A 23,245-nucleotide genomic window follows, 5' to 3' on the forward strand; every position below is an offset into this window, starting at 1 on the left:
ACTAATGAAACGTAGTAACTTACCGATTAAATGGAGGTAATAAAGTGAGTTTACAGAAAGAAATTATTGACGAGCTTCAAGTATCGCCTGAAATTGCCCCAGAGGTGGAAATCATAAATCGTGTGGATTTGTTGAAAATGTATGCAAAAGCAACCGGGATGAAAGGATTTGTCCTCGGTATCAGCGGTGGGCAGGACTCAAGTCTAGCCGGAAAACTGGCACAGATGGCAGTGCAACAATTGCGCGAAGAAACTGGCGATGAATATACATTTGTTGCGGTACGTCTTCCGTATGGAGTCCAGCATGACGAGGATGATGCACAGCAGGCGTTGCGTTTCATACAGCCTGACCGCTCGGTAACTGTCAATATTAAGGGAGCGGTCGATGCGTCCTTTCGTTCCTTTAAAGAGGCGACAGGTGAAGAGCTTAGCGACTTTTTAAAAGGGAATACGAAGGCTCGTGAGCGGATGAAGGTTCAGTATGACCTTGCCGCACATTATCGCCTCATCGTCATCGGGACCGATCATGCGGCTGAAGCGGCCACAGGCTTTTTTACAAAACATGGGGATGGAGCTTGCGATATCGCACCACTTTTCGGGTTGAACAAACGCCAAGGGAAGCAGCTTTTGAGGGAATTAGGATCACCTGAATCCCTATATAAAAAAGTACCGACTGCAGACCTTGAGGAAGAGCGTCCAGGTTTTCCGGATGAAGAGGCACTCGGTATCACCTACGATGAAATTGATGATTATCTCGAAGGTAAAGAGATTAAGCGAGAATCGAAGCAAAGGCTCGAAAGCCATTATTTGAAGACGAGACATAAACGCGAAAAAGAAATAACGCTGTATACAGATTGGTGGAAAAAGTAAGCCTCGTAAGTGAAAACCGTCATGGAACTAACATATAGCTAGGATCAAAAATGCAGCATAAAATTATCCTCGTAAAAACTCCCGAGTGGATTGATTTACAAACGAGATCTACCAAATGGAGTTTGTAGGAACGAATCGGGTTCAATGGTGCCCCTCAAAATGAATCTTTGCCGGATAGACAGCATCATAGAACCATATGTAGGATTGTAGACGCCACAAACACATAAGCAAAATATCGGTGATAGCGGCGTCTCCTTCCTGATGATTTTTGTTTACGTAAATAACCTGTGAAAAGCACACCGGCTAATCCAATCAATGCGAGTACCCCCGCTAAACCTACTGAAGTCTTCACCCAGCCTGAATCCAGCATATAAGAAACATGAAAATAGAGCGAATAAACGCCGAGTAAGGCGGATGCAACATGAAAACGTATGTAGACCCTCGCAAACGTTACGAGTCTTTTTCGAACCTCGGACTTCCTCATCGTCGAGATCAGTTTTAAAAATAACAGAAGCAAAAACGAGATGAAAAAATAACCGACAGCAGTGTACGCCCAAAGAATAGCCGTCGCAATCCCTGTATCTTTCAAAAACAATGAAACCAGCCACGGGGAGCTTAATAGAGTGATAATCAGTGTGCTTTTCGATACGTTGAGTCGAAATAACCAGCGAAGTATATAGCTTTTCATCATATCCCCTCCTACAATTCCAGTATTTATTAATTATAACACTCCGCCTCACCGTTGGATTTGATCCTGCATATTCTGGACTACAGACGAATATCACAAATGGGGGAGCATACATGGGGATTGAACTTACCCTTCTACACGGTGTTTATTTATTGTTTATCCTCATTATCATCGGCGTGATGATAATGCGCAGGGATACGTCATTGGTGTGTGTAATCGGTGTGTTCTTACTCGGTCTGATTGCGACTTCATCCTTAAGTATTGCGGTCAGCGGGATCTTTAACAGTTTTATTTATGCAATCAAGGAATTACTCGGTACGATTCTGGTCATATCGGTGATTGTCGCAATGAGTCGGGTTCTCATAAGGCTTGGAATCAATGAGGTTATGATTTCGCCGTTTGCTAAATTCATTCGCACACCTGCGCTTGCGTATTGGACGATCGGGATTCTCATGATGGTCATTTCATGGTTTTTCTGGCCCTCTCCAGCAGTTGCCCTATTAGGTGCGGTTCTTTTACCAGTGGCATTACGTGTAGGGCTGCCGGCACTAGGTGCAGCGATGGCGATGAACTTGTTCGGTCATGGAATCGCACTTTCAGGTGATTATATTATTCAAGGGGCACCAAAGCTTACAGCAGACGCTGCAGGGATTCCAGTAGGAGATGTGATGGCTGCCAGTGTTCCTCTTGTGATTGTAATGGGTGTCGTGACTACGGTTCTCGCATATTGGATTTTACGTAAGGATATGCAAAAAGGGACGCTCCAAGTTTCAGAGGAAGAACTTCAATTTACAAATGAAGCAGAAGGAGATCAGTTATTATCAGACCGTTCTAAGAAACTGCTGGCGGTTTTGATTCCGATTCTATTCTTGATTGATGTGACGGTCATGTTCACGCTGAACCTTCAAGGTGGAGATGCTACCGCGTTAATCGGCGGAACAGTCATATTCATCTTAATGCTCATTTCAATGCTCGGATATCAAGATAAGGGGCTAGAAAAAATTACAGCTTTCCTTATCGAAGGCTTTCAATTCGGCTTTAAAGTATTCGGGCCAGTGATTCCGATTGCCGCATTCTTCTATATGGGGGATGCCGGATTTATCGCCGTTTTCGGTGAAAATCTGCCAGAAGGGTCGCAAGGGATTGTCAACGACCTAGGGTATGCCCTCGCAAACAATGTACCGGTTCATGAAGCGGTTGCAACCTTTACCTTGACAGGTGTCGGTGCAATCACAGGATTGGATGGCTCAGGATTCTCGGGAATCTCCTTAGCAGGATCGATTGCTGGACTTTTTGCTGTAGCGATCGGAAAAGGAATTGCAACGCTGACAGCACTCGGGCAAATTGCAGCAATTTGGGTTGGCGGAGGCACGCTCGTACCATGGGCGCTCATTCCAGCAGCAGCAATCTGTAACGTTGACCCATTCGAATTAGCAAGGCGGAACATGATCCCAGTAATCGTCGGTTTACTCGTCACGACGGTCGTCGCAATGTTTTTACTATAGTCGGGTATAAATATCAAATTCATGGAATAAACTATTTAAAAATCACTCATTTTAAAAAGTGGGTGATTTTTCAGTTTTGTATGTGCTGAAACAGACTATACTTGTAAAAGAAACATCGACTTTTAGTACTTCATTTTATAGAAAAGGAATGAGATGAAGTGTGACGAACAAGGTGAGCGGGGATTTATTCATAATCGGTGGGAATGAAGATAAGGACGGGGATATGGAGATCCTATCAACATTCATCAAGGACACGAAAACAAGAGAGGGAACAATCGGAATACTGACTACTCCAACAGGTTATCCAGATGAGGTTGGCGGGGAATATCGGGACATCTTCATGAAATTAGGTGCGCAAAAGGTTGAACTATTACATATTGATACGCGACCGAAAGCAGAGGAATCTGTATTTCTTGAAAAAATCCATACACTTTCAGCCTTGTTCATGACTGGCGGGGATCAAAACCGGCTTTCAAGCATTATTGGCGGGACTAGTTTTTTCAAAGGAATCCAAAAGGCTTGGAACGAAGGGATGATTATCGCTGGAACAAGTGCAGGCGCAGCAATTATGAGCCGTCATATGATTGTATCTGGTAAAACGAAAGCAAATCACGAAAAATCAAACCTAGAAATGGGTGTTGGATTCGGATTCTTAGAGGATGTCGTAATCGATCAACATTTTTCGCAACGAGCTCGTTTCGGAAGGCTATTGCATGCTATCGCACAAAATCCTCAAATTATCGGAGTAGGGATCGATGAGAATACGGCAGTATGGGTACGTGAAGGTGGAAGGTATTTTGAAGTGATCGGCGAGCATTCCGTCACAGTGATTGATGGTTGTAAACTGTCTTTTGTTGATATTGCGGAAAAGGCCGAGAGTGAGGAGGTTACGATCACAGGGGTACAGTTACACTCACTCGCAAAAGGATATCGATTTGACCTTGAAACGCGCCAACTAATTATGAAAGAAAAGAGGACAACCCGATGAAAATCAATCGGATTAAATATCTTTCGGGACCGAATTATTATAGCTACAAACCTATGATTTGGATCGAATTAGATATTGAAAAGCTTGAAGAAAAGCCATCAAATAAACTTCCAGGTTTTGTAGATCGCTTAATAGAGGCGATGCCCACACTCCATACCCATACATGTTCACGTGGCTATGAAGGTGGGTTTGTAGAGCGACTACGAGAGGGAACTTGGATGGGCCATATTCTTGAGCATATTGCGATTGAGCTACAATCTCTTGCAGGCATACCTGTTAAAAGAGGGAAGACGATTACGAGTAAGCGAAAAGGGATTTATTATGTTACGTACCGGTATGAAGAAAAGGAATCCGGGATTTACGCATTTCATGCAGCGATGGAGATCGTAAGCTTACTGCTATTCAAAGATCCGGTTGTCTTTACGATTGATTCTTATGTGGAAAAAGTAGAAGAACTATATTATAAAAATAAGCTGGGACCTAGCACAGAGGCGATTTACCATGCTGCTTATAAACGAAAAATCCCGGTAGAACAAGTCGGGACAGAAAGCGTGCTTCGTCTTGGAACAGGAAAAAAACAAAAGTTGATGCATGCGACGATTTCAAGTCAAACTTCTTTTGTGGCGGTTGAAAATGCATGTGACAAGGAAGTTACGAAAACACTTTTACGTGAAGCAGCACTTCCTGTACCAGAAGGGAAGGTCGTTTCCAATCAAGGTGAGCTGATTAAGGCTGCCAACCAACTTGGCTATCCATTGGTGATCAAGCCAATAAGCGGTAGACAGGGAAAAGATGTCATAACGAACATCGAGTCAAAAGAAGAGTTGCTTACTGGGTATGCGTGTCTTAGTGAAAACGAGCAGGTTATTGTCGAACGGTACTTTAACGGAGATGATTATCGATTTGTTGTCATTGATGGGCGTATGGAAGCAGCCAGCTTACGGTTGCCACCTTTTGTTATTGGTAATGGGAAGGATTCGATCCAAGCATTAATTGAGAAAGAAAATAATAACCCGTTGAGAGGGGACGGTCATGAAAAGCCGATGACAAAAATCCCGATTAATGACTCGGTTACGTGTTATTTAAAAACAAAAGGTTTTGCATTACAAACAATCGCCGAAAAAGGACAAGTCGTAGAGCTTCTTGGTAATGCAAACCTATCAACAGGAGGCCTTGCAATTGATGTGACTGATACGGTTCATAGTACGTATCGTACGATTGCAGAGCGGGCTGCACGGGCGATTAGGCTCGATATTGCTGGCATTGATATGATCATCGAAGACATTTCAGCTGCGTACAAGCTTGGTCGTGCTGCTGTCATTGAAGTGAATGCTGCACCGGGAATCCGGATGCACCATTACCCAAGCGCAGGTAAACCGAGAGATGTAGGCGGAGCGATTGCGGATTACTTGTTTAAGAATCGTAAGGAAGCAAGTATTCCAACTATTGCAGTAACAGGGACGAACGGAAAGACGACGACGTCTCGATTAATCGCACACTTTTTAAAATCCGAACATAAGACGGTCGGGGTGGCGAACTCAGACGGTGTTTTTATTGGAGACCAATGTATTGATGATGGAGATTGCAGCGGTCCTGTGAGTGCAAGAAAGGTTCTTCACCACCCAGAGGTAGACGCAGCGGTACTGGAGACAGCAAGAGGGGGGATGCTGCGTGAAGGGACGGCATTCAGGTTTTGCGATGTCGGTATCGTAACCAACGTTTCTGAGGATCACCTTGGACTCGATGGGATCGAAACAATCGAAGAATTACGGAAATTAAAACGTCTAATCCCTGAACTCGTTCATCCGGAGGGCTATTGTGTGCTGAATGCCGATGATCAGGCGGTTGCTGAAATGTGCACTCATACAGATGGACAAGTGATCTTCACCTCTCTTTCAAATGAAAATCCAGTTGTAACCGGGCACAAAGATAAAAATGGAGAGGTATGGTATATAAAGGACGATTGGATTATCCATGAGAAAAATGGCTCAGCAGACAAGTTTATGAAGCATGCGGACATACCTATTACGTTTAACGGCTATGCCCGACACAACATCAGCAATTTGTTGCAGGCAGTTGCATCGGCCCACTCAATTGGAGTCTCTATTGAGGAACTTCGCCGAAAAGTATTGACGTTTTTTCCTGACTTTTATCAGAGTCCAGGACGGTTTAACAAAATTGATCACGACGGACGTACACTTGTTATCGATTATGCCCACAATATGGCAGGGTTGAAGGCTATTTATGAGACAGTTAAAGCAATTCCTTGTGACCGGATGATAACCGCTGTTTCGGCTCCTGGTGATCGTCTTGATGTGGAAGTCCGCAATATAGCTTCAATTGTCGGTAAAGAAACCGATCTTGTTGTCATAAAAGAGGATGCAAATCTCAGGGGACGAAAACCGAATGAAATTGCTACCCTTTTAGATAATGTCTTGAAGGATTATTTATCAGCTGAAAACAGGATCATCGAATTGAATGAATTACAAGCGTTCCGTGAGGCATGGAAACACTCCAAGCCAGGAGATTTAGTACTTTTTCTATATGATACATTCAGTTATGTAGAGGAATTTATGAAGGAATTAAAGCGTAAACGAAGATTTGAAACGAAAGTCCGAAAGACATCCTCGCTTTAGCTAGCTGAATACCTATCAATAATAGACCTTAGTGATGATTTTTCATTACTTAGGTCTTTTCCATATTGTCGTAACCCATTCCCAACACAAAATTCTGGCACTGACCATTTTTCATATGTACAATTATCAGAAAAGGAGGACAACCAATGAACGTATTACCATCATTTCAACTCAAAGATAAAGTTGCGGTTGTAACTGGAGCAGGAAGAGGGATTGGCCAAGCGATTGCAGTCGGGTTCGCAGATGCTGGCGCCGATGTCGTTTTAATGGCCAGAACAATGTCAGACCTAGAGGATACAGCAAAGATTATCCAGGAAAAAGGTCAGAAAGCATACGTCTATCCAACTGATTTGACTGACCATGACCAAATCCATACTTCGGTAGAGTCCATACTTGTTGAGACCGGAAAAGTCGATATTTTAGTAAACAATGCAGGGATGAATATTCGCTCCTCCGCTTTTGAGGTAACCGATCAAGAGTGGCAAACGATCATGGACACGAATTTAAGATCTGCATTTTGGATGTCACAAAAGGTTGGTAAAAGTATGAAGGAAGCGGGCGGAGGAAGAATCATCAACATTGCCTCCGTTGCTGGCACAACGGCGTTAAGAACAGGGGTCGTTTATGCAAGTACGAAAGCAGCACTAATCCAAATGACAAAAAATCTTGCCTTGGAGTGGGGCGAATATGGAATCAATGTCAACTCGATCGGACCATGGTATTTTAAAACACCTCTAACCGAGAAGCTATTAAAGGATGAGGAATATTTAAGTGCCATTTTAGACCGGACACCGCTTAAGCGAGTCGGGGTGCTACCAGAATTGGTCGGTCCAGCTGTATTCCTCGCATCTGACGCAGCATCGTATGTAACAGGCCAAACGCTATTTGTAGACGGCGGAATGACGATTTACGGATTCTAGGTTGTCTTTTTATTAAGAGTAGGTAGGGGGCTGACTCAAAACTCGTCAGTCCCTCCTTAACCGTTCAAGTTACACGCCAAAAATATGTGTTACACGTGAAAAAACCGGATTACACGAGAAAAACCCGAGTTACACGAGGAAAATCTGCGTTACACGAGAAGAATCCCAGTTACACGAGAAACCTCCATTTTGCCTTTAATTAAAGACCGTAAACACTTTCATAAATAAGAATTTGCACATACAACTTGTATTTTTCATCAATTATTTTGCAATGGTAGAAGACTGAAACAATTTGAAGGGATTTCTCTTTTGGGTCAGCCCTATCCTCGTTCACGGTTTTTCGGGACAGAATTAACCATATATTTGGTTTTCTTGTCCACATTCGTAGTTATTGTGGACAATACAATTGGTAAATTTTTAATCCCCACAAAAAAGAAGGTTGACCGATACTATTTTCGGTCAACCCTCTATGCTTAATCTCGGGCGTAGCTTACATCCTTTGTCGGATGCATAAACGGACTGCCCTTTGGTGCTCTGTCCTCTTCCGCCAGCTCCCGATTCTCAGAAGAGTTCCAGCCAATGTCATTATACGGATGCACCCATTCATCACCAGACATTACTGAAGGGTCGGTATCGTCGCTCCATTGGTTGAGTGGAGAGTTCTCCGATTCATAATGACTGTCTCCGATAGTAACCCCATACTCGTTAACAAAAGGCTTTCGATCTTCTTCTGAAACATTATCAAATACAGGAGCATTTGCCTGATGAGGCAGAGTCCCTTGAATGGATTGATTTTCAAACTTGGTATCCATTCGTCTCACCTCCAATAGAGGGATACGAATAGTTTAAACCAATCCTGATTTGATTATGTTTGCGTAATCGTTAATTTTTTCAGGGCATCTTTTAAGGAACCGATTACTTCGATTCCATCAAAGGATATACCGAGCTGTACCATCGTTTGTGCAAGCTCAGGCCTCATTCCCGTCAATAAAGTCTTGACTCCTAATAAACGAAGGGATTGAATGACTTGAAATAGCTTCTGTGCGACCATTGTGTCAATCATATGGACACCTGATAAATCAATGACAAGTCGTTCTAGCTGTAACTCGAGGCAACGTTCGGTTGTACGGTCCCTAAGGATGGTTGCTCGGTGTGTATCGATGGCACCGATTAATGGTAAAACCCCGACATCATCTGTGACACGAACCACAGGAACGGAGAGTTCATCCATTTCTTTCATTGCAACTTCCAACGTGTGTTTATGGTGATTTACATAGGCCAAGCTGAATGAATAGACTGCTTCATCAAGGATCGGGTGAAAGATTCGACTTGCTTGAAAAACAGTTGTAAGGTCAAAATTTTCTTTTATTGAGACTTCTTCGATTACTCCCCATATTTTTTCACGATAAACCGGTAAGGATTGGATGGCCGTTGAAAGGTCTACTTCATATTCAACTGCTGATTCTCCCGTTGTCTGTCCCCATGTATGAATTTTCGAGATGATTTCCTGAATGTCAGATTGAAAAAATGCTTCTGCGATCAATTCAAGGAAACTGATTCGGATTTTCAAAACTTCTTCTTGATTTACGACTGATTCTTGGTTGACTTCATAATTCCGGTTACTCTCCCTCTCCCTTATCCGCTCAATTTAGCACTTCCATGCTTTCATTGTATATGAAATTCGATAAAAAGTAGAAGATACCTTGTTTTTAACGCATGACCCCTGTTTCAAGAACATTCGTATTCACCTCGACTTTGATGTCTAACTCAGGATAGATTTGTTTCCAGGATTTCGCATCCCAATCACGAAATTCGGCCTTGGCTTCTTTTCCTATTCCTATAGGGTCTATGCCTTGTTCCTGAAAAGAAGAAAGCATCACTTTAGCTTCTTTTTCAAGGTGTTTGTCGATTTGTTTTTCAATTTTTTTAAGTTTCTTTTCCAGCCCTTTTTTCCCACCATAAAACTCGTTAATATTACCCTCGAGGTCAATGGATATTTTTATTTTTGGTGAAGATAAGGATCCTGTAACCTGTACTTTCCTTTCCGCACGAATATTACCAATTGCAACCTGGATTTCTGATTGGGGAAGTTCTAATGCGAAATTGAATAATCTATTATGGAGTAATGAGAACAGATGTAACTTATTTTCAGGAACATGATCGATCATTCTGTCACCTTTGAATAGGGCAAGCCCCTTTAGCTTCAACTTGCCCTTTTTTAATGTGAAAAGTGGAAGAAAGGGATCTTCTCCTTCTCCAAAGTACTTTTGGAAAAAAAGGTGCAAGTTTGTTTTCGGTATGATTTCCTGATCGATTGAATGTTCAATGATTTTTACGACATACCTCCCGAGATCCATGTTCTGGACATCCTGACTATGGATGAATTCTTTGGTCGATCCATCATAAACGGCAAGCTTTACATTTGCACTGATACTTGGATCACGTCGATATACATCCATTGTTTTAATGAACCCTTTCCTTGCGAAATCCTCTGAGAACAGGGCTACTTCAATCTTTCCAGGAAAAAGGGGGTTTGGTGCTTGCAACGTTGCCTTTTTTGTCAGTTCCTTATTAAGGACCCCCTCTGTTGTATAATACTCATTTCGTACTCCTCCACCCGTCTGAAATATTGGAACGACTAGCGTAGATTGAATTTTATCTTCCTTTAAGTCATAGCCTGCAAGTGTAATCAAATAAATATCATCTAAAATGCGACGCTCAACTGTACAACCAGCTAACAGAACTACACAAATTATAATAAGGCTCAGTCGTTTCATTTTCTGTGTCTCCTTCTCGTTTTGAAGTGGAACAGCAGGAATAACAGCGGGATATAAACATAAAGGGCGTAGAAGCCGGTTTTAGAGGTTGTATTGATGAATACATCGATGCTTTCACGATCCTTAAAAATTAGGTGTACGACGTATGTTATGACAAGTACGAGGATGAGAACCCATCGTTGTCGACAATTATAGGTTCGTTTGATGGCACGGCTCGAGCACCAGAGACTGATACATATATTTGGAAAAATAACTAAAACCCACGTTGTGATTGCAAGATATTCAAATCGCTCTACGAAAGGGAATTCGATAATCTTAAACATACTCAAGGTAGCCCAAATTGTCCGTTCAAGCTGAGCTTCACTAAAGTACACAAAAGCAGCTATCGCCGTAAGAACATAGATGAATGTTGAGAACAACACACCAAGCTGAGCCCATTTTTGCGATTGCTTTCCATGTTTAATAAAGGGGTACATAAGTAAAATCGTTTCAAAGCCAATGTACTCAAGTGTCACAACCTTCGCCGACTTTAAGAGATCCATAAAGGAATGATTCATAACAGGCCGTAAGTAATCCCAATCCCCGTATTGAAATGGGAAAAATATAAATAAAATCAAAAAGGAAGGGATGATAACACCGAAAAAGGCAATCCCTGCTACAACTCGAAACCCGCTTGATATCGTGTAATAAATCAATATAAGAAAAACGGCAAGGAAAAAAGGCATACTCAGGTTTGGAAACATCCATACTTGAATGGCTTCCATAAAACTCCGTAATACAGTGACCCCAAGAAACAGAAAATACAATGCAGCAACGGTACTGAGAAAGCCCCCGAACCATTTTCCGAAAACCCTTTGATGGATCGAAATCAAATCGCCCTCTTCTTTATTGAGCATACTGTACATCATCCAAAGTACTATATGGATGGAGACACTTGATATCAAGATGGAGATCCATGCATCATAGCCTGCATCCTTCGCAATATACCGTTGAAAACCGAGGATCCCTATACCAATTTGCATAGAGTGTACGAGGAAAAAAGCCATCCCAGCAGACACGAGAAAACGGTTTGGTATTGGAGTGCTCATCATATCCCTCCCTTCAGACTGTGTACCTATTCATCAATATCCTTCTTCTTCTTTGCCTTTTTCTTTTTAAACCTTTCTGTACTTTCGGGTTGAAGGTTTATCGGCCGCAAAGACTGTGTAGAAAAAGGCATGCGTATAATCGTGTCTTTAAGATCAGGAACCCGGGGTGGGAATAATGGTTCTAAGTAAGGTCTGCCTAACGAATCCAAACGAAGAAGATGAACAAGTAAAAAGCAGAAACATAACATAATCCCTAAAAGGCCCCATAGTTGGGCGAAGAGCAAAAATGGAAATCGAATCAATCGGATCGTATTACCCATTTTATAGACTGGGGTCGTAAAGGAAGCAAGGGCGGCAAGGGCAACGATAATCAACAACACATTGCTCGTTAAGCCTGCTTCCACTGAAGCGGTTCCAATGACGATACCGCCAACGATACCGATTGTCTGGCCGACCTTCGTTGGTAGTCTTGCTCCTGCTTCACGCAAAAGCTCAATCGCCAGTTCTAGGATCAATGCCTCTAATATAGGAGGAAAAGGTATTGCACTTCTGGAAGTTACAAGGGTGCTTAATAGATCCTTTGGAATCAACTCATAATGAAAGGTTAGGATTGCGACATAAAGGGGTGTTGCAAATATCGAAAACCAAACTGAACCCATTCGGATCAATCGAAACGTTGTTGCAATATGCCAGTTTAAAAAATAGTCCTCAAACGCAGAGAAGAACTCAACCAGATTAGTCGGACCGATCAACACCTGCGGACCACCATCAACAATAATGGCGATTTTACCCTCACCAAGTACAGCAGCAACCCGGTCAGGACGTTCTGTATCAATCAGTTGAGGAAAAGGTGAGTTTTGATTATCAGAAATGAGCTGTGTAATGAATGAACTATCCGTAATTTGATCAAAATCAATATCTTCAATTCGCTGCAGAACAGTATTGACGTTTTCAGTATTAGCGATACCTTCTACATAAAGAACAGCCACACGTGTTTGTGAGGTTGTCCCTACCTTCATTTCTTTGACTGTAAACCGTGTGCTGGGAAGCCTTTTCCTAACTAACTGAATATTTGTATCAATAGATTCAACAAAAGCTTCCTTTGGACCAAGTACACTGAACTCAATTTCTGGAGCGGCAATCTCTCTACCGGATTTAGCAAGAGCGTTAATAAGTAAGCATAGATTGCTATGTTCATTTAGTCGGACAATCACATGTCCACCCAAAATTTTGTTTTTTATCTCCGTAATATCGTCCGTAACTGTTACATGTCCAATTGGTATCTGGCCTTTTATATCTTCTAGAGACTGTTTTTTTACATGTTGGATTGCTGGTAATATACTTAGCTGCAAAGTTTTTGTATCTACAAGCGTTTTAATATAAGACAACCATACGTCACCATGGTCATTACTAATTTTGTAATGAACAAAGTCTTTTGAATTTTTTACATCCTCTAGGAGAGCTGAGAGTGACTGTGGTTCCTTTTGTTTATTGGGACGGCTCCGTTTTTGCCACCATTTCTTCATTAAGAGAAAATCCTTTCCCAGTAAAGCTTTTTTCAAAATCCTGAACGTTTATTTCTGTTTTGAAAAAGTCTGATGCTAACTTGATTTTCACTTCTTACGTTTACCATTTTTAGAGTAACTATGCAAAAGATGGAAAGAAATAAGCGGAGGCGTCTTTAAGTCTTAAGAAAAAGAGGGCAAAAAAAATAAGAGTGACTGCCATACTGGAAGTCACCCTAAATTACTTTTGTTATTTCAGCTTGAATGATGCAACGGATTTCAGCAATGCCTGTGCGGTTTTCGTCAAGTCATCCGCTTGACGATTTACTAATTCCATCGTGTTTAATTGGTCTGTTGTTGTTGCGGATACTTGTTGTGTTTGTGTTGCAGAACCTCGGGCTATCTTAGCGGTTTCCGATGTAGAAGAATGGACTTGCTCGGAGCTTGCCGAGATTTCTTCGACCGATGCAGATACATCCTGGACTTGTCCGGCAACTTCTTCTATAATTCCCGCAATTTTTTCAAATGTTTGTTCAGCATCGCTAATGACCACTGTTCCGTTATTAACTTCATCCTTACCTTTTTCCATTGTAGAAACGGTCTGCAGTGTATGAGATTGTATCCGTTTTACTAGTTCGGAAATTTGCGATGCGGATTGTTCAGATTGCTCTGCTAGCTTTTGGACTTCCTTTGCTACGACTGCAAAGCCTTTCCCATGTTCACCCGCTCTTGCAGCCTCGATTGCAGCATTAAGTGCAAGCAAATTGGTTTGGTTCGCGATCTCGGTAATGACATTGACGATTTGATTGATTTCTTTCGATTGCTTATTGAGGTGTTGGATTTCTTCTGCAACATTATCGGTAACGCTATCAATCGCATCCATTTGTTTACGTGCTTTTGCCATATATGTTTTACCGACATCAACTTCCTCTGTTGCTTTATTAGACATTTCTGCAACAATGGAGGCAGATTCTGCGATACGTTGAATTCCAGCAGTCATTTCTTCCATGATATGAGCAGTTTGTTCAGCACCTGAGAGCTGGGTGTCAGCACCACTTGCTACTTCTGCCATCATCGTACTGATCTCCTGAGAGGATGACCGGGTAGCATGTATTTGCTTTATGAACTGTTCAGATGTTTCAGCCACCTGTTCACCATTCACGGTCACATCATGGATCAGTGTTTGTAACGTTTTTGTCATCTGGTTGAACGCTTTAGACAATTGACCAAATTCATCATTGGACCGAATGTTTATTTCAGTCGTTAATTGTCCTTTAGCAACATTTTTCATTGCTCTGACCGTTTCTTGAAGGGGTTTTAGGATGATAAATCGAACTGATAACATAATGAAGAGACTAGTAACAGCTAAATTGATGACTGTATTAAGAAGAATGGAAATGCTGCTTGAAATGTAATCTGAAATAAGATTGTTCAATAGTGTTGAGATTGGTGTACTGATAAGTAAACTGATTACAAGAACAAGGAATAGCTTGACTCCGACACTCCTTATTGTTCTTTGTAGATTTAGAAATGGTACTTTCTTTGCTGAATCGGTACTTTTCACTGACATTCTGTTATTTCCCCCATTCAAATTAGACCGAACTTTGCATTCTATTAATTATATCGACATTCTTTTACATCATGTTAACTACATAAAAATATTTTTCAGTGATTTTCTAGTCGCGATTGAAACCTTTTTAAGTTAAAAACGACTAACATAATAAGAAGGGGAGGAAGAAGTGTTGGAACATATATTTAACCGGTTATATGTTGACTATCACCAGTCACTTTTTCAATTTCTGATTTATCTGGTAAGAGATCGAAATACAGCCGAAGATCTCGTTCAGGATGTATACATCAAAGTCCTTAATTCCTATCAAAGCTTTAAAGGGGACAGCAGTGAAAAAACTTGGCTCTTCTCAATTGCAAGAAATGTTGCCATCGACCATATTCGTAAACAAAAAAGACGAAAAAAGACGATATCTGGCATTTTTGATATAAAAGAGAAAGAGAATCAATTAGTCCATCCTGACAAAATGCCCGATGAAATCATTGACGAGAGTGAATCGGTGAAACAATTATATGAAGCTCTTTCAAAATGTAAAGAAGAACATCATCAGGTCATCCTATTACGATATATCCATTCATTTTCAATCAAAGAAACCGCAGCGATCATGGGATGGACGGAAGGAAAAGTGAAGACGGTGCAGCATCGTACATTAAAAACATTGAAAAATATCCTCGAGGACAGCTTGAAGGAGGAAGAACTGTCAAATGGGACAATCTAAATGGAACGAAGACAAGATCATTCAGACGCTGAAGGATTTTCCAAAAATGAAGGATCGGCAGTCGAAGGAAGAGCTTTATGAAAAAATGGAGCAAAAAAGGTCCAGATCGAAACCGAAACAAAGGCGATTACGATTCATGCCCGTACTGGCTGCTGCCTGTGTTTTATTCATCGCAGCGATTATTTCACCGGCTATTTTAAAAGATACCGTACTTTCGCCGCCACCGGGTGAAGAAGCAGGTGTTGAAAACCATGGTTCAACAGATCATGAGCAATCCAGCCTGAAAAAGGCAGATGAACCGCAGCAAGCAGAAACATTGCTGGCTCCGGAATCCGATCCACTATCAACTGAAAATACAATCGAAACGAGATCGTATGAGGGAGATATGGTGTTTTATCCTGGAGTTCAGGATGTTCCGGCAGGCAAGCAGGTCGTCACTCTTTATTATCCTGACTCAGAGGCAATGGGAACGGTTCCGTTAAGTACATTCGTGGATAAATCTTTAACACGTGTGGAATCAATAAATACAGCGCTGAATAAAATCCAGCCTGAAAAATATGGTGTCAGTGAAAATATCATACTAGCTTTAAAAGATATAAAGCTTACTGAAGTTCAAGAGGAAAATGCACTCGTCGTAGACCTTGCTCCGAATTCAGTACAAGGATCGACAGGGGTACAGATGTTTTTAGAAACCATTCAGTATACCGCGTACGAATCAGGCTATGACATCATCAAACTCCAAACGAATGGTGTTGCAGGCTATGACCTGCCGCACATGGGAAGTTATAAACAGCTTGATGTAGAAGCTCCTGAGAAAGGCGTCAGTGCATTACTAAGTGAAAACGGTACGTATCTACTTACGAACGGAATTAAATTGAACGGTGAAAATAAACCAGAATCGTTGGAAGAAGCATTACAATTAATGAAGCAAAATAATGATGGATTCGGATATCATGAAACGATTCAGCGAAACGTGTTCATCAAAAAGGTAAGTGAGAATGGAACAACAGCGGTAATTGAGTTTAGCAAGGGATCAGAGTTTAAGGAAAACCTCTTATATCAAGCAATGATCGAATCAATGTTATTGACTGCAGAACAGTTCGGTTACGAAAACGTACAGTTCGTGAATACGAATTTCGAACGTATCGGACCTTATAATTTAACAGAGCCGATCACGGTGTTAAAAGCCCCGAACGTCGTAACACCATAAACGTAATACGCTTTCAACGAATGATATAGAAATAGAGGCTGATTCAAAATCAACGAAAGCTAGTCGATCTAGAATCAGCCTTTTCGTTCTAATTGCCGTTGAAGTGTCATAACACTATTCAATTTGTAGTAAACCAAAAGATGCTGACTCTACGAAAGAGAATCAGCATCTTTTTTGCACGTTTAGAAAGTAAAATAATACTTTCTATAGTATAAGCGCAAGGGCCTTTAGGTCATCCTTTAGGGCTACGACTCTGCTCTCGCCTAAAGGCTCAGCAATCGCCCAGTTTTCTTTAAGTGGGATCATTGGTTGAATGGTAGTATTTTCACTTCTACCCGGCGGTTCTTTGCCCTGCCTTCTGATGTATCGTTCGGAGCGACGGGGTGATGCTCTCCGTAGCCGGCTTGACTGAATTTCTTAGGGTCCAGCTTTTCATTTTGCAAAAGTAAATTCATAAAGTTGATCGATCGATGAGCACTCAGCTCCCAGTTAGATTGGAATTCGCTGTTTTGGATCGGGATATTATCAGTATGGCCAGCAATTATGATATTACGAGGGGGGTCTGTGACGAGAAGCTGAGAAATCTCCCCAGCAAGACCAACGGCCTCTTCCTTAACATGAGCACTTCCTGAATCGAAAAGAGCATTATCTAGAATCGTAATGATCAAGCCACTTTCCGTTAATGTTGTCCGAAGACTTTTACTTAAATTCTTATCTTCAATGTATGCGTCGATTTTTTTCTTGATTGCTGCCAGCTGTAACTGATCGAGGCTAGCTTTCTGGGTAGCTTGCTCTGGTCGATCATCCTCAGGGGTGATGGAACGTTCCGCTGTTGGAATCGAACTTTTTTCAACGACACTGACCGGACTCGTGTAATCCATCGCTCCTGTTCCACCATTTAAAGCGGATTTAAAGGAATTCGCCATATCTTCAAACTTTTGCGCATCAACTGTACTGACTGCAAACAACACAATAAAAAGGGCGAGCAACAACGTCAGCATATCCGCATAAGGGATCAACCACGATTCATCGATGTGTTCTTCCTTTTTGTTTTTATTGCGTGTTTTAAGCATTTTGCTCCGCTCCTTCCCGTAAGCCAGGAGCATCTTCTTCGTTTCGTTGACTAGCAGGTATATAGATTTTCAGTTTTTCTTCAATTACGCGTGGTGAAGCACCGTCCTGTATGGAGAGAATACCTTCAACCATCACTTGTTTAACCATCACTTCTTGTTTCGATTTTCGCTTAAGCTTGTTTGCAAAAGGGTGCCATAAGACATATCCGGTAAAAATCCCGAATAAGGTGGCAATGAATGCGGCAGCAATTGCATGTCCAAGTGCTTCAATGTCATTGAGGTTACCCAGGGCAGCAATCAAACCGACGACCGCTCCAAGGACACCGAGTGTAGGTGCGTACGTCCCGGCCTGTGTAAAGATAGCGGCACAGCTTTCGTGTCGTTCTTCCATTGCGGAAAGATCCTCGACCATCACATCTCTGATGAATTCTGGTGTTTGACCATCAATAACCATCTTCATTCCATTTTTAAGGAAAGGATCATTAATATCATCCGCATGGGCTTCAAGTGAAAGTAATCCTTCTTTTCGTGCGACTGTTGCCCATTCACTGAAAATTGGAATAAGCTCATTAACGGTTGTCATCTTTTTATCGGTAAAAAGAATTTTAAATAGTTTTGGTATATGTTTGATCTCACTCATCGGAAACGCGATTAAAATCGATGCGGCGGTTCCGGCGAAGATTATTAACATTGCGGCAGGATTAAATAAGGCTGTAGGGTCTACGCCTTTCATGATCATCCCTACCCCGATTGCGATGATGCCTAATATGATTCCGATCACTGAAGTCTTATCCATTTGCAAGTCATCCTCACTTAATCTATTCTCTCGACAGTGTTCCACATAAAGAAGATACCTGTGTAAACTAGCTAAGTCTATGTCAAGGTTTAATTGAATCATGCGCTTTATCGTTTCTAATAATATCGACAAAACTAGTGGGATTGTTTAATGATTTTTAACACGTTTAGAAAGTATAAAAATACTTTCTAAACGTGTAAGCGCAACACGACTCTGCTCTCGCCTGAAGGCTCGGCAGTCGCCGAGTTTTCTTTACACGTTAGGAAATTATAACTTTTCAGCAAGAAGAATTACCGACGTTGGAGAAAAGTTTACGTCCCTAGTATAAGCGCAACTACGACTCTGCTCTCGCCTGAAGGCTCGGCAATCGCCGAGTTTTCTTTAAATAGAAACTACTTTATGGCAGCGAGGGATGAGCATACCCGATCAAACGAAAAAGGGTGGAGTTCATCGTACCCCAACCCAATCAATAACGAAAAAACTGACCCAACATCTACTAATTATCGATGATTTGGGTCAGCTTCGGTTATTTTTTACTTGTCGCGAAATCTGTAAAACGGAGTAGGTCGCCATAAATCAACCCATCGGATAACTCGAGCTCGTGAAGTCCTTGTTCCTTGATATCCGTACAGGTTTCAACAGGAATTTCTTTTCCAGTCTTACGCTCATAACACGTTTCATCTGTATAAATATAATCTTTCCCAACAACACTTCGATTTCTAAATACGGCTAGTTGTTTATGATCCTTTGAAAAGAGATCAGTACCGAAATGTATCCCATCTGCTTGGATTCCTAAAAGATGCAGTATGGTAGGTTTCAGGTCAATTTGGCTGGACACTTGGGAGATGGTCTTACCTTCTTGACCGGGGATATGAATAATTAACGGTACACGCTGCAGCTGTACATTATCATAGGGTGTAATTTCTTTTCCTAACACTTGCCCCATTGCCTCGTCGTGGCGCTCAGATATTCCATAATGATCCCCATAGATGATGATGATCGAATCATTGTAAATTCCTTCATCCTTTAAGTCCTGGATAAACTGTTCTATCGCATGATCCGTGTATCGTATTGTAACAGGATAGCGGTTAACAATTGGATCCTCTGTATTGTAGGTGGAAATCATTTGATCCTCTTCATCATACTTGTAAGGGTGGTGATTGGTTAACGTGATGAATCTAGTATAATACGGTTGAGGCAGCTCCTTTAAATACTTGATTGATTGCTTGAAAAAAGGAACATCCTTCAGACCGTAGTTGATTTTGTTCTCATCGTTTATCGTGTAGTACTGTTCAGCAAAAAATTTATCATAACCAACTGTTTTATACATGATATCCCGGTTCCAGAAGCTTTTATTATTGCCATGGAATACAGCACTGTAGTACCCATATTCATTAATGATTTCTGGAGTACCATGATACTCGTTCAGTGGATGTGTTTGGAAAACAGCTCCCCTCGGCAACGGATAAAGAGACTGATCGAGCAAGAATTCAGAGTCAGAGGTTTTTCCCTGACCAGTCTGGTGGTAGAAGTTATCAAAATAATAGCTTTCCTTTATAAAATCGTTAAGAAATGGTGTGATTTCTTCTCCATTTACCTTTCTTCCGATGACGAACTGCTGGGTTGATTCCATTGAGATGACAATGAGGTTTTTCTCTCTTGCCAATCCGAAGAAATCAGGATTTGCTGGAGCGGACTTTTTATCGGTATACTCCTTCACCTCGACAACATCAACATTGTCAGCCATTGCCTTTTGCGCAGTTGTTTTGGATTGCAGTAATAGATCATAGACATGGTAGTTATATGTTCCCAAGTTTTTGACAAGCAGCTCTCTGTCAAACGTACGGGTTAACAGCTGTGGTCTTTCCGATTCTGCAAGTCCAATATTCACAATTAGTAAAAGCAGCGCAGTTACGAGGATTCTTGAAAAATCCTTTCGTGTTACCGGTACAGGCTGGAAAGATTGCCGCTTGAATAAATAAAAAAGAACAATCAGGTCTAGAAAGAAAAAGATATCGTACCAATACGTTTGTGCAAGTAAGCTGTTGCCGATATCCCCGACATTATTCGTTTGAAATAGGACGGGTACGGTAATAAAATCATTAAAGAAACGATAATAGAGTGTATTTGCGTATAAAATAAATGAGAGCAACAATGCAATGATCAGCGTAAATCGGTTCCGAACCCGCTCTGAAAAGAGAAATACGAGTGAAAGTAAAAACAGTACAGAGCTGAGTGGATTAATAAAAAGAATGATTTCTTGTTTCCAATCAGATGTTAGCAAGCTAAAACAAAGCTTATAAACAACATAGGTTTTAATCCATAAAATGAGAGCTGTAATAATGATCGTATTATATTTTCGTGTATGATTAAACATAGGGCTACCTCCCAGTAAAGCAAAAGCATAAATGTCCATTACGGTTCATACATAAAGACGAATTTAAATGAAAAAAGTTCCATAATTCTCTGAATCTATAACCGATTATCAATAAAACGAAACAAACAAACCATAAAATGGTATTATCGTAACACTCATCATAACAATTTTATCAGACAAGTCCTAGGATTATGAATAAAAAAGGGTATCATTTTTGAAAAAAGAAGATTATAATAGTGAAAATTACAGATTCGGTTGATGATGAGGAGAGTAAGTGCTTGTGTACCTTCTAGCGAACTGGAGTTGGTGGAAGTCCAGTAGGTCCAAGCACTGAACCGCACCTCGGAGAAGCTTTTTTGAAGAAATGAAGTAGGAAAAGCCGTTACCCCGCGTTAAGGGGGTAAAGAAGGGAACTATTTTACTGTTGGTGATAGTTCCAAGCAGAGTGGTACCGCGGGAATACTCGTCTCTCATTTTTTGAGAGGCGTTTTTTTATTGCAATATGATGCTGGGTCGCGGAAACCACCTTGAAAGAGACATCAAAATCCACAATTTATGATTCTCGGATATGCTTTTTGTATCAATTTGTCCTTTTTGATGCATTTAACAATCGGATTTCTGTAAAATCAATAAATTTCACCTGAAAAGACGTTTTTCTAAAGCGTAGAAAGAACAGGAACCAAGCGGGCGAGGCGACCTTTTGGAATGAAAAGAAGTAAGGAAGAAACGAGTTGATCTCGTTTCCGTCACTTTGGTGAGAAAGTCTTGTGGTGATGCGTTTTGAGATCAAATAGAAGGAGTGATTTTATATGATGACAATTCAACAACTAACGGCAAAGGAAATTGCGAAGATCATTACGGATGTAACTAAGGATGAGCTCATTGAAAAGCTCGAAATCCCGCCTGATAACACCCTAGGAGACTTGGCTTTTCCATGTTTTATCCTTGCTCGAAAATTGAGGCAGTCTCCAGCGGTCATCGCCCAATGGCTTGAACAACAACTTGCCGAATCAAACGTGTTTGAGCAAGTGAAAGCGGTTGGACCGTACTTGAATGTTTTTCTTAAAAAGGATCCGATCGCTGCGAATGTCATTAGAGAGGTTTTAACGAAAGGAAACCAATATGGATCTGCTGAAGGGTCGAGCAGTGGAACGATTACGATCGATCTTTCCTCTCCGAACATAGCCAAACCGTTTTCCATGGGTCATTTACGTTCGACGGTGATTGGAAACTCGATTGCCAATATCGCTGAAAAGCTCGGATATGAGCCTGTACGAATCAATCATCTCGGCGATTGGGGTACCCAGTTCGGAAAGCTCATGACAGCCTATCATAAATGGGGTGATGAAAGTCTCGTCAAAGAAAACCCGATCAAGGAATTAAATAAATTATATGTCCGTTTTCATGAAGAGGCGAAGACGGATGAAACGTTGAACGATGAGGGGCGAAGCTGGTTTAAGAAATTGGAAGAGGGAGACCCAGAGGCAGAAGCGTTATGGAAATGGTTCCGTGATGAATCGCTGAAAGACTTTCAAAAAATCTACGACCTGCTTGATATAACCTTTGATTCCTTGCACGGTGAAGCGTTTTACAACGATAAAATGCTCCCTGTTGTCGAAGAGCTCACAGAAAAAGGATTGCTCGTCGAATCAGAAGGTGCAATGGTCGTCGATCTATCGGATTCCGATTTATCACCCGCATTGATCAAAAAGAAAGACGGGGCAAGTCTTTATGTAACACGGGACCTTGCTGCCGCTCAATATAGAAAAAACACCTATGATTTCAAGGAATCGCTTTATGTGGTCGGTCAAGAACAATCCCTTCACTTCGAACAGCTTAAAAAGGTTCTTCATATGATGGGGTATGAGTGGGCAAACGACATGCACCATATTCCATTTGGACTCATTCTTCAAGACGGCAAGAAAATGTCAACTCGAAAAGGTAAGACGATCCTGCTCGAGGAAGTTCTTAAACAAACGATTAACCAGGCTGAAAACAACATTACCGAAAAGAACCCGACGTTGGAGGACAAAGAAAAGGTTGCAGAGATGGTTGGGGTAGGTGCGGTCATTTTCAATGATTTGAGGCAGTCAAGATTGAACAGTGTAGAATTTAATATAGAAACTATGCTTCGATTTGAAGGCGAGACGGGCCCATATGTTCAATATACTCATGCTCGGGCATGTACGCTTTTAAAGAAAGGGAATTACGAGAAGGAATCCGAGCTGAACTTGCTTGAAGTTGTTAAGGAACCGTGTGCCTGGGAGATTATTTTAACGTTGGAAAAATTCCCTGCTGTCGTTGAACGTGCTTACAAAGAGTATGAGCCTTCGGTTATCTCGAGATACGTGATTGAATTAGCCCGATACTTCAATCAATATTATGGAAAAGTGCGTATTTTATCCGGTACCAACGAAGAACAACATGCTCGCCTGATTCTCGTAGAAGCAGTCACAATCGTTTTGAATGAAGGATTACGTTTATTAGGCATTAAATCTCCTCAACAAATGTAAGAAAGGAGAAAA

17 protein-coding genes, 1 pseudogene and 1 other annotated feature are annotated in these 23,245 nt (G+C 41.3%); of the genes and pseudogenes, 8 read left to right on the top strand and 10 right to left on the bottom strand.

Going from position 1 to position 23,245, the window contains the following annotated elements; genetic code table 11:
- The first annotated feature begins 44 nt into the window (after window positions 1–44).
- Window positions 45–869 (top strand): NAD(+) synthase, encoded by an 825-nt coding sequence (nadE, locus tag MOJ78_RS01440; protein ID WP_304979471.1) that lies wholly within the window; start codon window positions 45–47, stop codon window positions 867–869.
- Window positions 870–1,053: 184 nt separating this feature from the next.
- Here nadE and MOJ78_RS01445 read toward each other — a convergent pair whose 3' ends face one another.
- Window positions 1,054–1,557 carry a hypothetical protein gene (locus MOJ78_RS01445; protein ID WP_304979472.1) on the bottom strand — a complete coding sequence of 168 codons (504 nt, stop codon included), beginning with the start codon at window positions 1,555–1,557 and terminating at the stop codon, window positions 1,054–1,056.
- Window positions 1,558–1,670: 113 nt separating this feature from the next.
- Between MOJ78_RS01445 and MOJ78_RS01450 the strand changes: the two genes are divergently transcribed.
- From MOJ78_RS01450 to MOJ78_RS01465, 4 genes are all read left to right on the top strand, one after another.
- Window positions 1,671–3,062: a hypothetical protein gene (locus MOJ78_RS01450; protein WP_304979473.1), complete on the top strand. Its 1,392-nt coding sequence runs from the start codon at window positions 1,671–1,673 to the stop codon at window positions 3,060–3,062.
- 160 nt (window positions 3,063–3,222) lie between these two features.
- Window positions 3,223–4,050: a cyanophycinase gene (locus MOJ78_RS01455; protein WP_304979474.1), complete on the top strand. Its 828-nt coding sequence runs from the start codon at window positions 3,223–3,225 to the stop codon at window positions 4,048–4,050.
- Window positions 4,047–6,686 (top strand): cyanophycin synthetase, encoded by a 2,640-nt coding sequence (gene cphA / locus MOJ78_RS01460; protein ID WP_304979475.1) that lies wholly within the window; start codon window positions 4,047–4,049, stop codon window positions 6,684–6,686. Before MOJ78_RS01455 ends, cphA begins: the two co-directional genes overlap by 4 nt.
- Before the next feature lie 146 nt (window positions 6,687–6,832).
- The gene (locus MOJ78_RS01465) at window positions 6,833–7,606 is read left to right on the top strand and encodes an SDR family NAD(P)-dependent oxidoreductase (RefSeq protein WP_304979476.1); all 774 of its coding nucleotides are present in this window, start codon (window positions 6,833–6,835) and stop codon (window positions 7,604–7,606) included.
- Between the two features lie 473 nt (window positions 7,607–8,079).
- Here MOJ78_RS01465 and MOJ78_RS01470 read toward each other — a convergent pair whose 3' ends face one another.
- The 6 genes from MOJ78_RS01470 to MOJ78_RS01495 all read right to left on the bottom strand — a co-directional run bounded on the left by MOJ78_RS01470 (window position 8,080) and on the right by MOJ78_RS01495 (window position 14,546).
- A complete protein-coding gene (locus tag MOJ78_RS01470; protein ID WP_304979477.1) occupies window positions 8,080–8,418 on the bottom strand; it encodes a DUF3905 domain-containing protein in 339 nt (112 codons plus the stop codon).
- 53 nt (window positions 8,419–8,471) lie between these two features.
- On the bottom strand, window positions 8,472–9,176 hold the full coding sequence (locus tag MOJ78_RS01475) for an STAS domain-containing protein (protein ID WP_304979478.1): 705 nt from the start codon (window positions 9,174–9,176) through the stop codon (window positions 8,472–8,474).
- A 139-nt stretch (window positions 9,177–9,315) separates the two neighbouring features.
- Window positions 9,316–10,383, bottom strand: coding sequence for a Ger(x)C family spore germination protein (locus MOJ78_RS01480; RefSeq protein WP_304979479.1), 1,068 nt, complete (start codon window positions 10,381–10,383; stop codon window positions 9,316–9,318).
- Window positions 10,380–11,471 (bottom strand): GerAB/ArcD/ProY family transporter, encoded by a 1,092-nt coding sequence (locus MOJ78_RS01485; RefSeq protein WP_304979480.1) that lies wholly within the window; start codon window positions 11,469–11,471, stop codon window positions 10,380–10,382. Before MOJ78_RS01485 ends, MOJ78_RS01480 begins: the two co-directional genes overlap by 4 nt.
- 26 nt (window positions 11,472–11,497) lie before the next feature.
- A complete protein-coding gene (locus tag MOJ78_RS01490; protein ID WP_304979481.1) occupies window positions 11,498–12,997 on the bottom strand; it encodes a spore germination protein in 1,500 nt (499 codons plus the stop codon).
- A 229-nt stretch (window positions 12,998–13,226) separates the two neighbouring features.
- The gene (locus tag MOJ78_RS01495) at window positions 13,227–14,546 is read right to left on the bottom strand and encodes a methyl-accepting chemotaxis protein (protein WP_304979482.1); all 1,320 of its coding nucleotides are present in this window, start codon (window positions 14,544–14,546) and stop codon (window positions 13,227–13,229) included.
- A 166-nt stretch (window positions 14,547–14,712) separates the two neighbouring features.
- Here MOJ78_RS01495 and MOJ78_RS01500 point away from each other — a divergent pair.
- Both MOJ78_RS01500 and MOJ78_RS01505 read left to right on the top strand, forming a co-directional pair.
- Window positions 14,713–15,264: pseudogene (locus MOJ78_RS01500) on the top strand (sigma-70 family RNA polymerase sigma factor); the annotation flags it as partial.
- Window positions 15,251–16,474: a hypothetical protein gene (locus MOJ78_RS01505; protein WP_304979483.1), complete on the top strand. Its 1,224-nt coding sequence runs from the start codon at window positions 15,251–15,253 to the stop codon at window positions 16,472–16,474. The pseudogene MOJ78_RS01500 and the gene MOJ78_RS01505, both read left to right, overlap by 14 nt.
- Window positions 16,475–16,776: 302 nt before the next feature.
- On the opposite strand, the gene motB is transcribed toward MOJ78_RS01505, so the two are convergent.
- The 3 genes from motB to MOJ78_RS01520 form a co-directional block, all read right to left on the bottom strand.
- The gene (gene motB, locus MOJ78_RS01510; protein WP_304979484.1) at window positions 16,777–17,547 is read right to left on the bottom strand and encodes a flagellar motor protein MotB; all 771 of its coding nucleotides are present in this window, start codon (window positions 17,545–17,547) and stop codon (window positions 16,777–16,779) included.
- On the bottom strand, window positions 17,540–18,343 hold the full coding sequence (motA, locus tag MOJ78_RS01515) for a flagellar motor stator protein MotA (protein ID WP_304979485.1): 804 nt from the start codon (window positions 18,341–18,343) through the stop codon (window positions 17,540–17,542). Before motA ends, motB begins: the two co-directional genes overlap by 8 nt.
- Before the next feature lie 526 nt (window positions 18,344–18,869).
- Window positions 18,870–20,720, bottom strand: coding sequence for an LTA synthase family protein (locus MOJ78_RS01520; protein WP_304979486.1), 1,851 nt, complete (start codon window positions 20,718–20,720; stop codon window positions 18,870–18,872).
- Window positions 20,721–20,969: 249 nt separating this feature from the next.
- Window positions 20,970–21,194 (top strand) — a binding site (T-box leader).
- 338 nt (window positions 21,195–21,532) lie between these two features.
- On the opposite strand from MOJ78_RS01520, the gene argS reads away from it, so the two are divergent.
- The gene (gene argS / locus MOJ78_RS01525; protein ID WP_304981157.1) at window positions 21,533–23,233 is read left to right on the top strand and encodes an arginine--tRNA ligase; all 1,701 of its coding nucleotides are present in this window, start codon (window positions 21,533–21,535) and stop codon (window positions 23,231–23,233) included.
- Window positions 23,234–23,245: the final 12 nt, after the last annotated feature.

Source organism: Alkalihalobacillus sp. AL-G (assembly GCF_030643805.1).
Classification (GTDB): Bacteria; Bacillota; Bacilli; order Bacillales; family Fictibacillaceae; genus Pseudalkalibacillus.

Coding starts and splice junctions, on each gene's coding strand:
- MOJ78_RS01445 (WP_304979472.1), bottom strand. CDS start 1,557: ATGAAAAGCTATATACTTCGCTGGTTATTTCGACTCAACGTATCGAAA.
- MOJ78_RS01450 (WP_304979473.1), top strand. CDS start 1,671: ATGGGGATTGAACTTACCCTTCTACACGGTGTTTATTTATTGTTTATC.
- cphA (WP_304979475.1), top strand. CDS start 4,047: ATGAAAATCAATCGGATTAAATATCTTTCGGGACCGAATTATTATAGC.
- MOJ78_RS01465 (WP_304979476.1), top strand. CDS start 6,833: ATGAACGTATTACCATCATTTCAACTCAAAGATAAAGTTGCGGTTGTA.
- MOJ78_RS01470 (WP_304979477.1), bottom strand. CDS start 8,418: ATGGATACCAAGTTTGAAAATCAATCCATTCAAGGGACTCTGCCTCAT.
- MOJ78_RS01480 (WP_304979479.1), bottom strand. CDS start 10,383: ATGAAACGACTGAGCCTTATTATAATTTGTGTAGTTCTGTTAGCTGGT.
- MOJ78_RS01485 (WP_304979480.1), bottom strand. CDS start 11,471: ATGAGCACTCCAATACCAAACCGTTTTCTCGTGTCTGCTGGGATGGCT.
- MOJ78_RS01490 (WP_304979481.1), bottom strand. CDS start 12,997: ATGAAGAAATGGTGGCAAAAACGGAGCCGTCCCAATAAACAAAAGGAA.
- MOJ78_RS01495 (WP_304979482.1), bottom strand. CDS start 14,546: ATGTCAGTGAAAAGTACCGATTCAGCAAAGAAAGTACCATTTCTAAAT.
- MOJ78_RS01505 (WP_304979483.1), top strand. CDS start 15,251: ATGGGACAATCTAAATGGAACGAAGACAAGATCATTCAGACGCTGAAG.
- motB (WP_304979484.1), bottom strand. CDS start 17,547: ATGCTTAAAACACGCAATAAAAACAAAAAGGAAGAACACATCGATGAA.
- motA (WP_304979485.1), bottom strand. CDS start 18,343: ATGGATAAGACTTCAGTGATCGGAATCATATTAGGCATCATCGCAATC.
- MOJ78_RS01520 (WP_304979486.1), bottom strand. CDS start 20,720: ATGTTTAATCATACACGAAAATATAATACGATCATTATTACAGCTCTC.
- argS (WP_304981157.1), top strand. CDS start 21,533: ATGACAATTCAACAACTAACGGCAAAGGAAATTGCGAAGATCATTACG.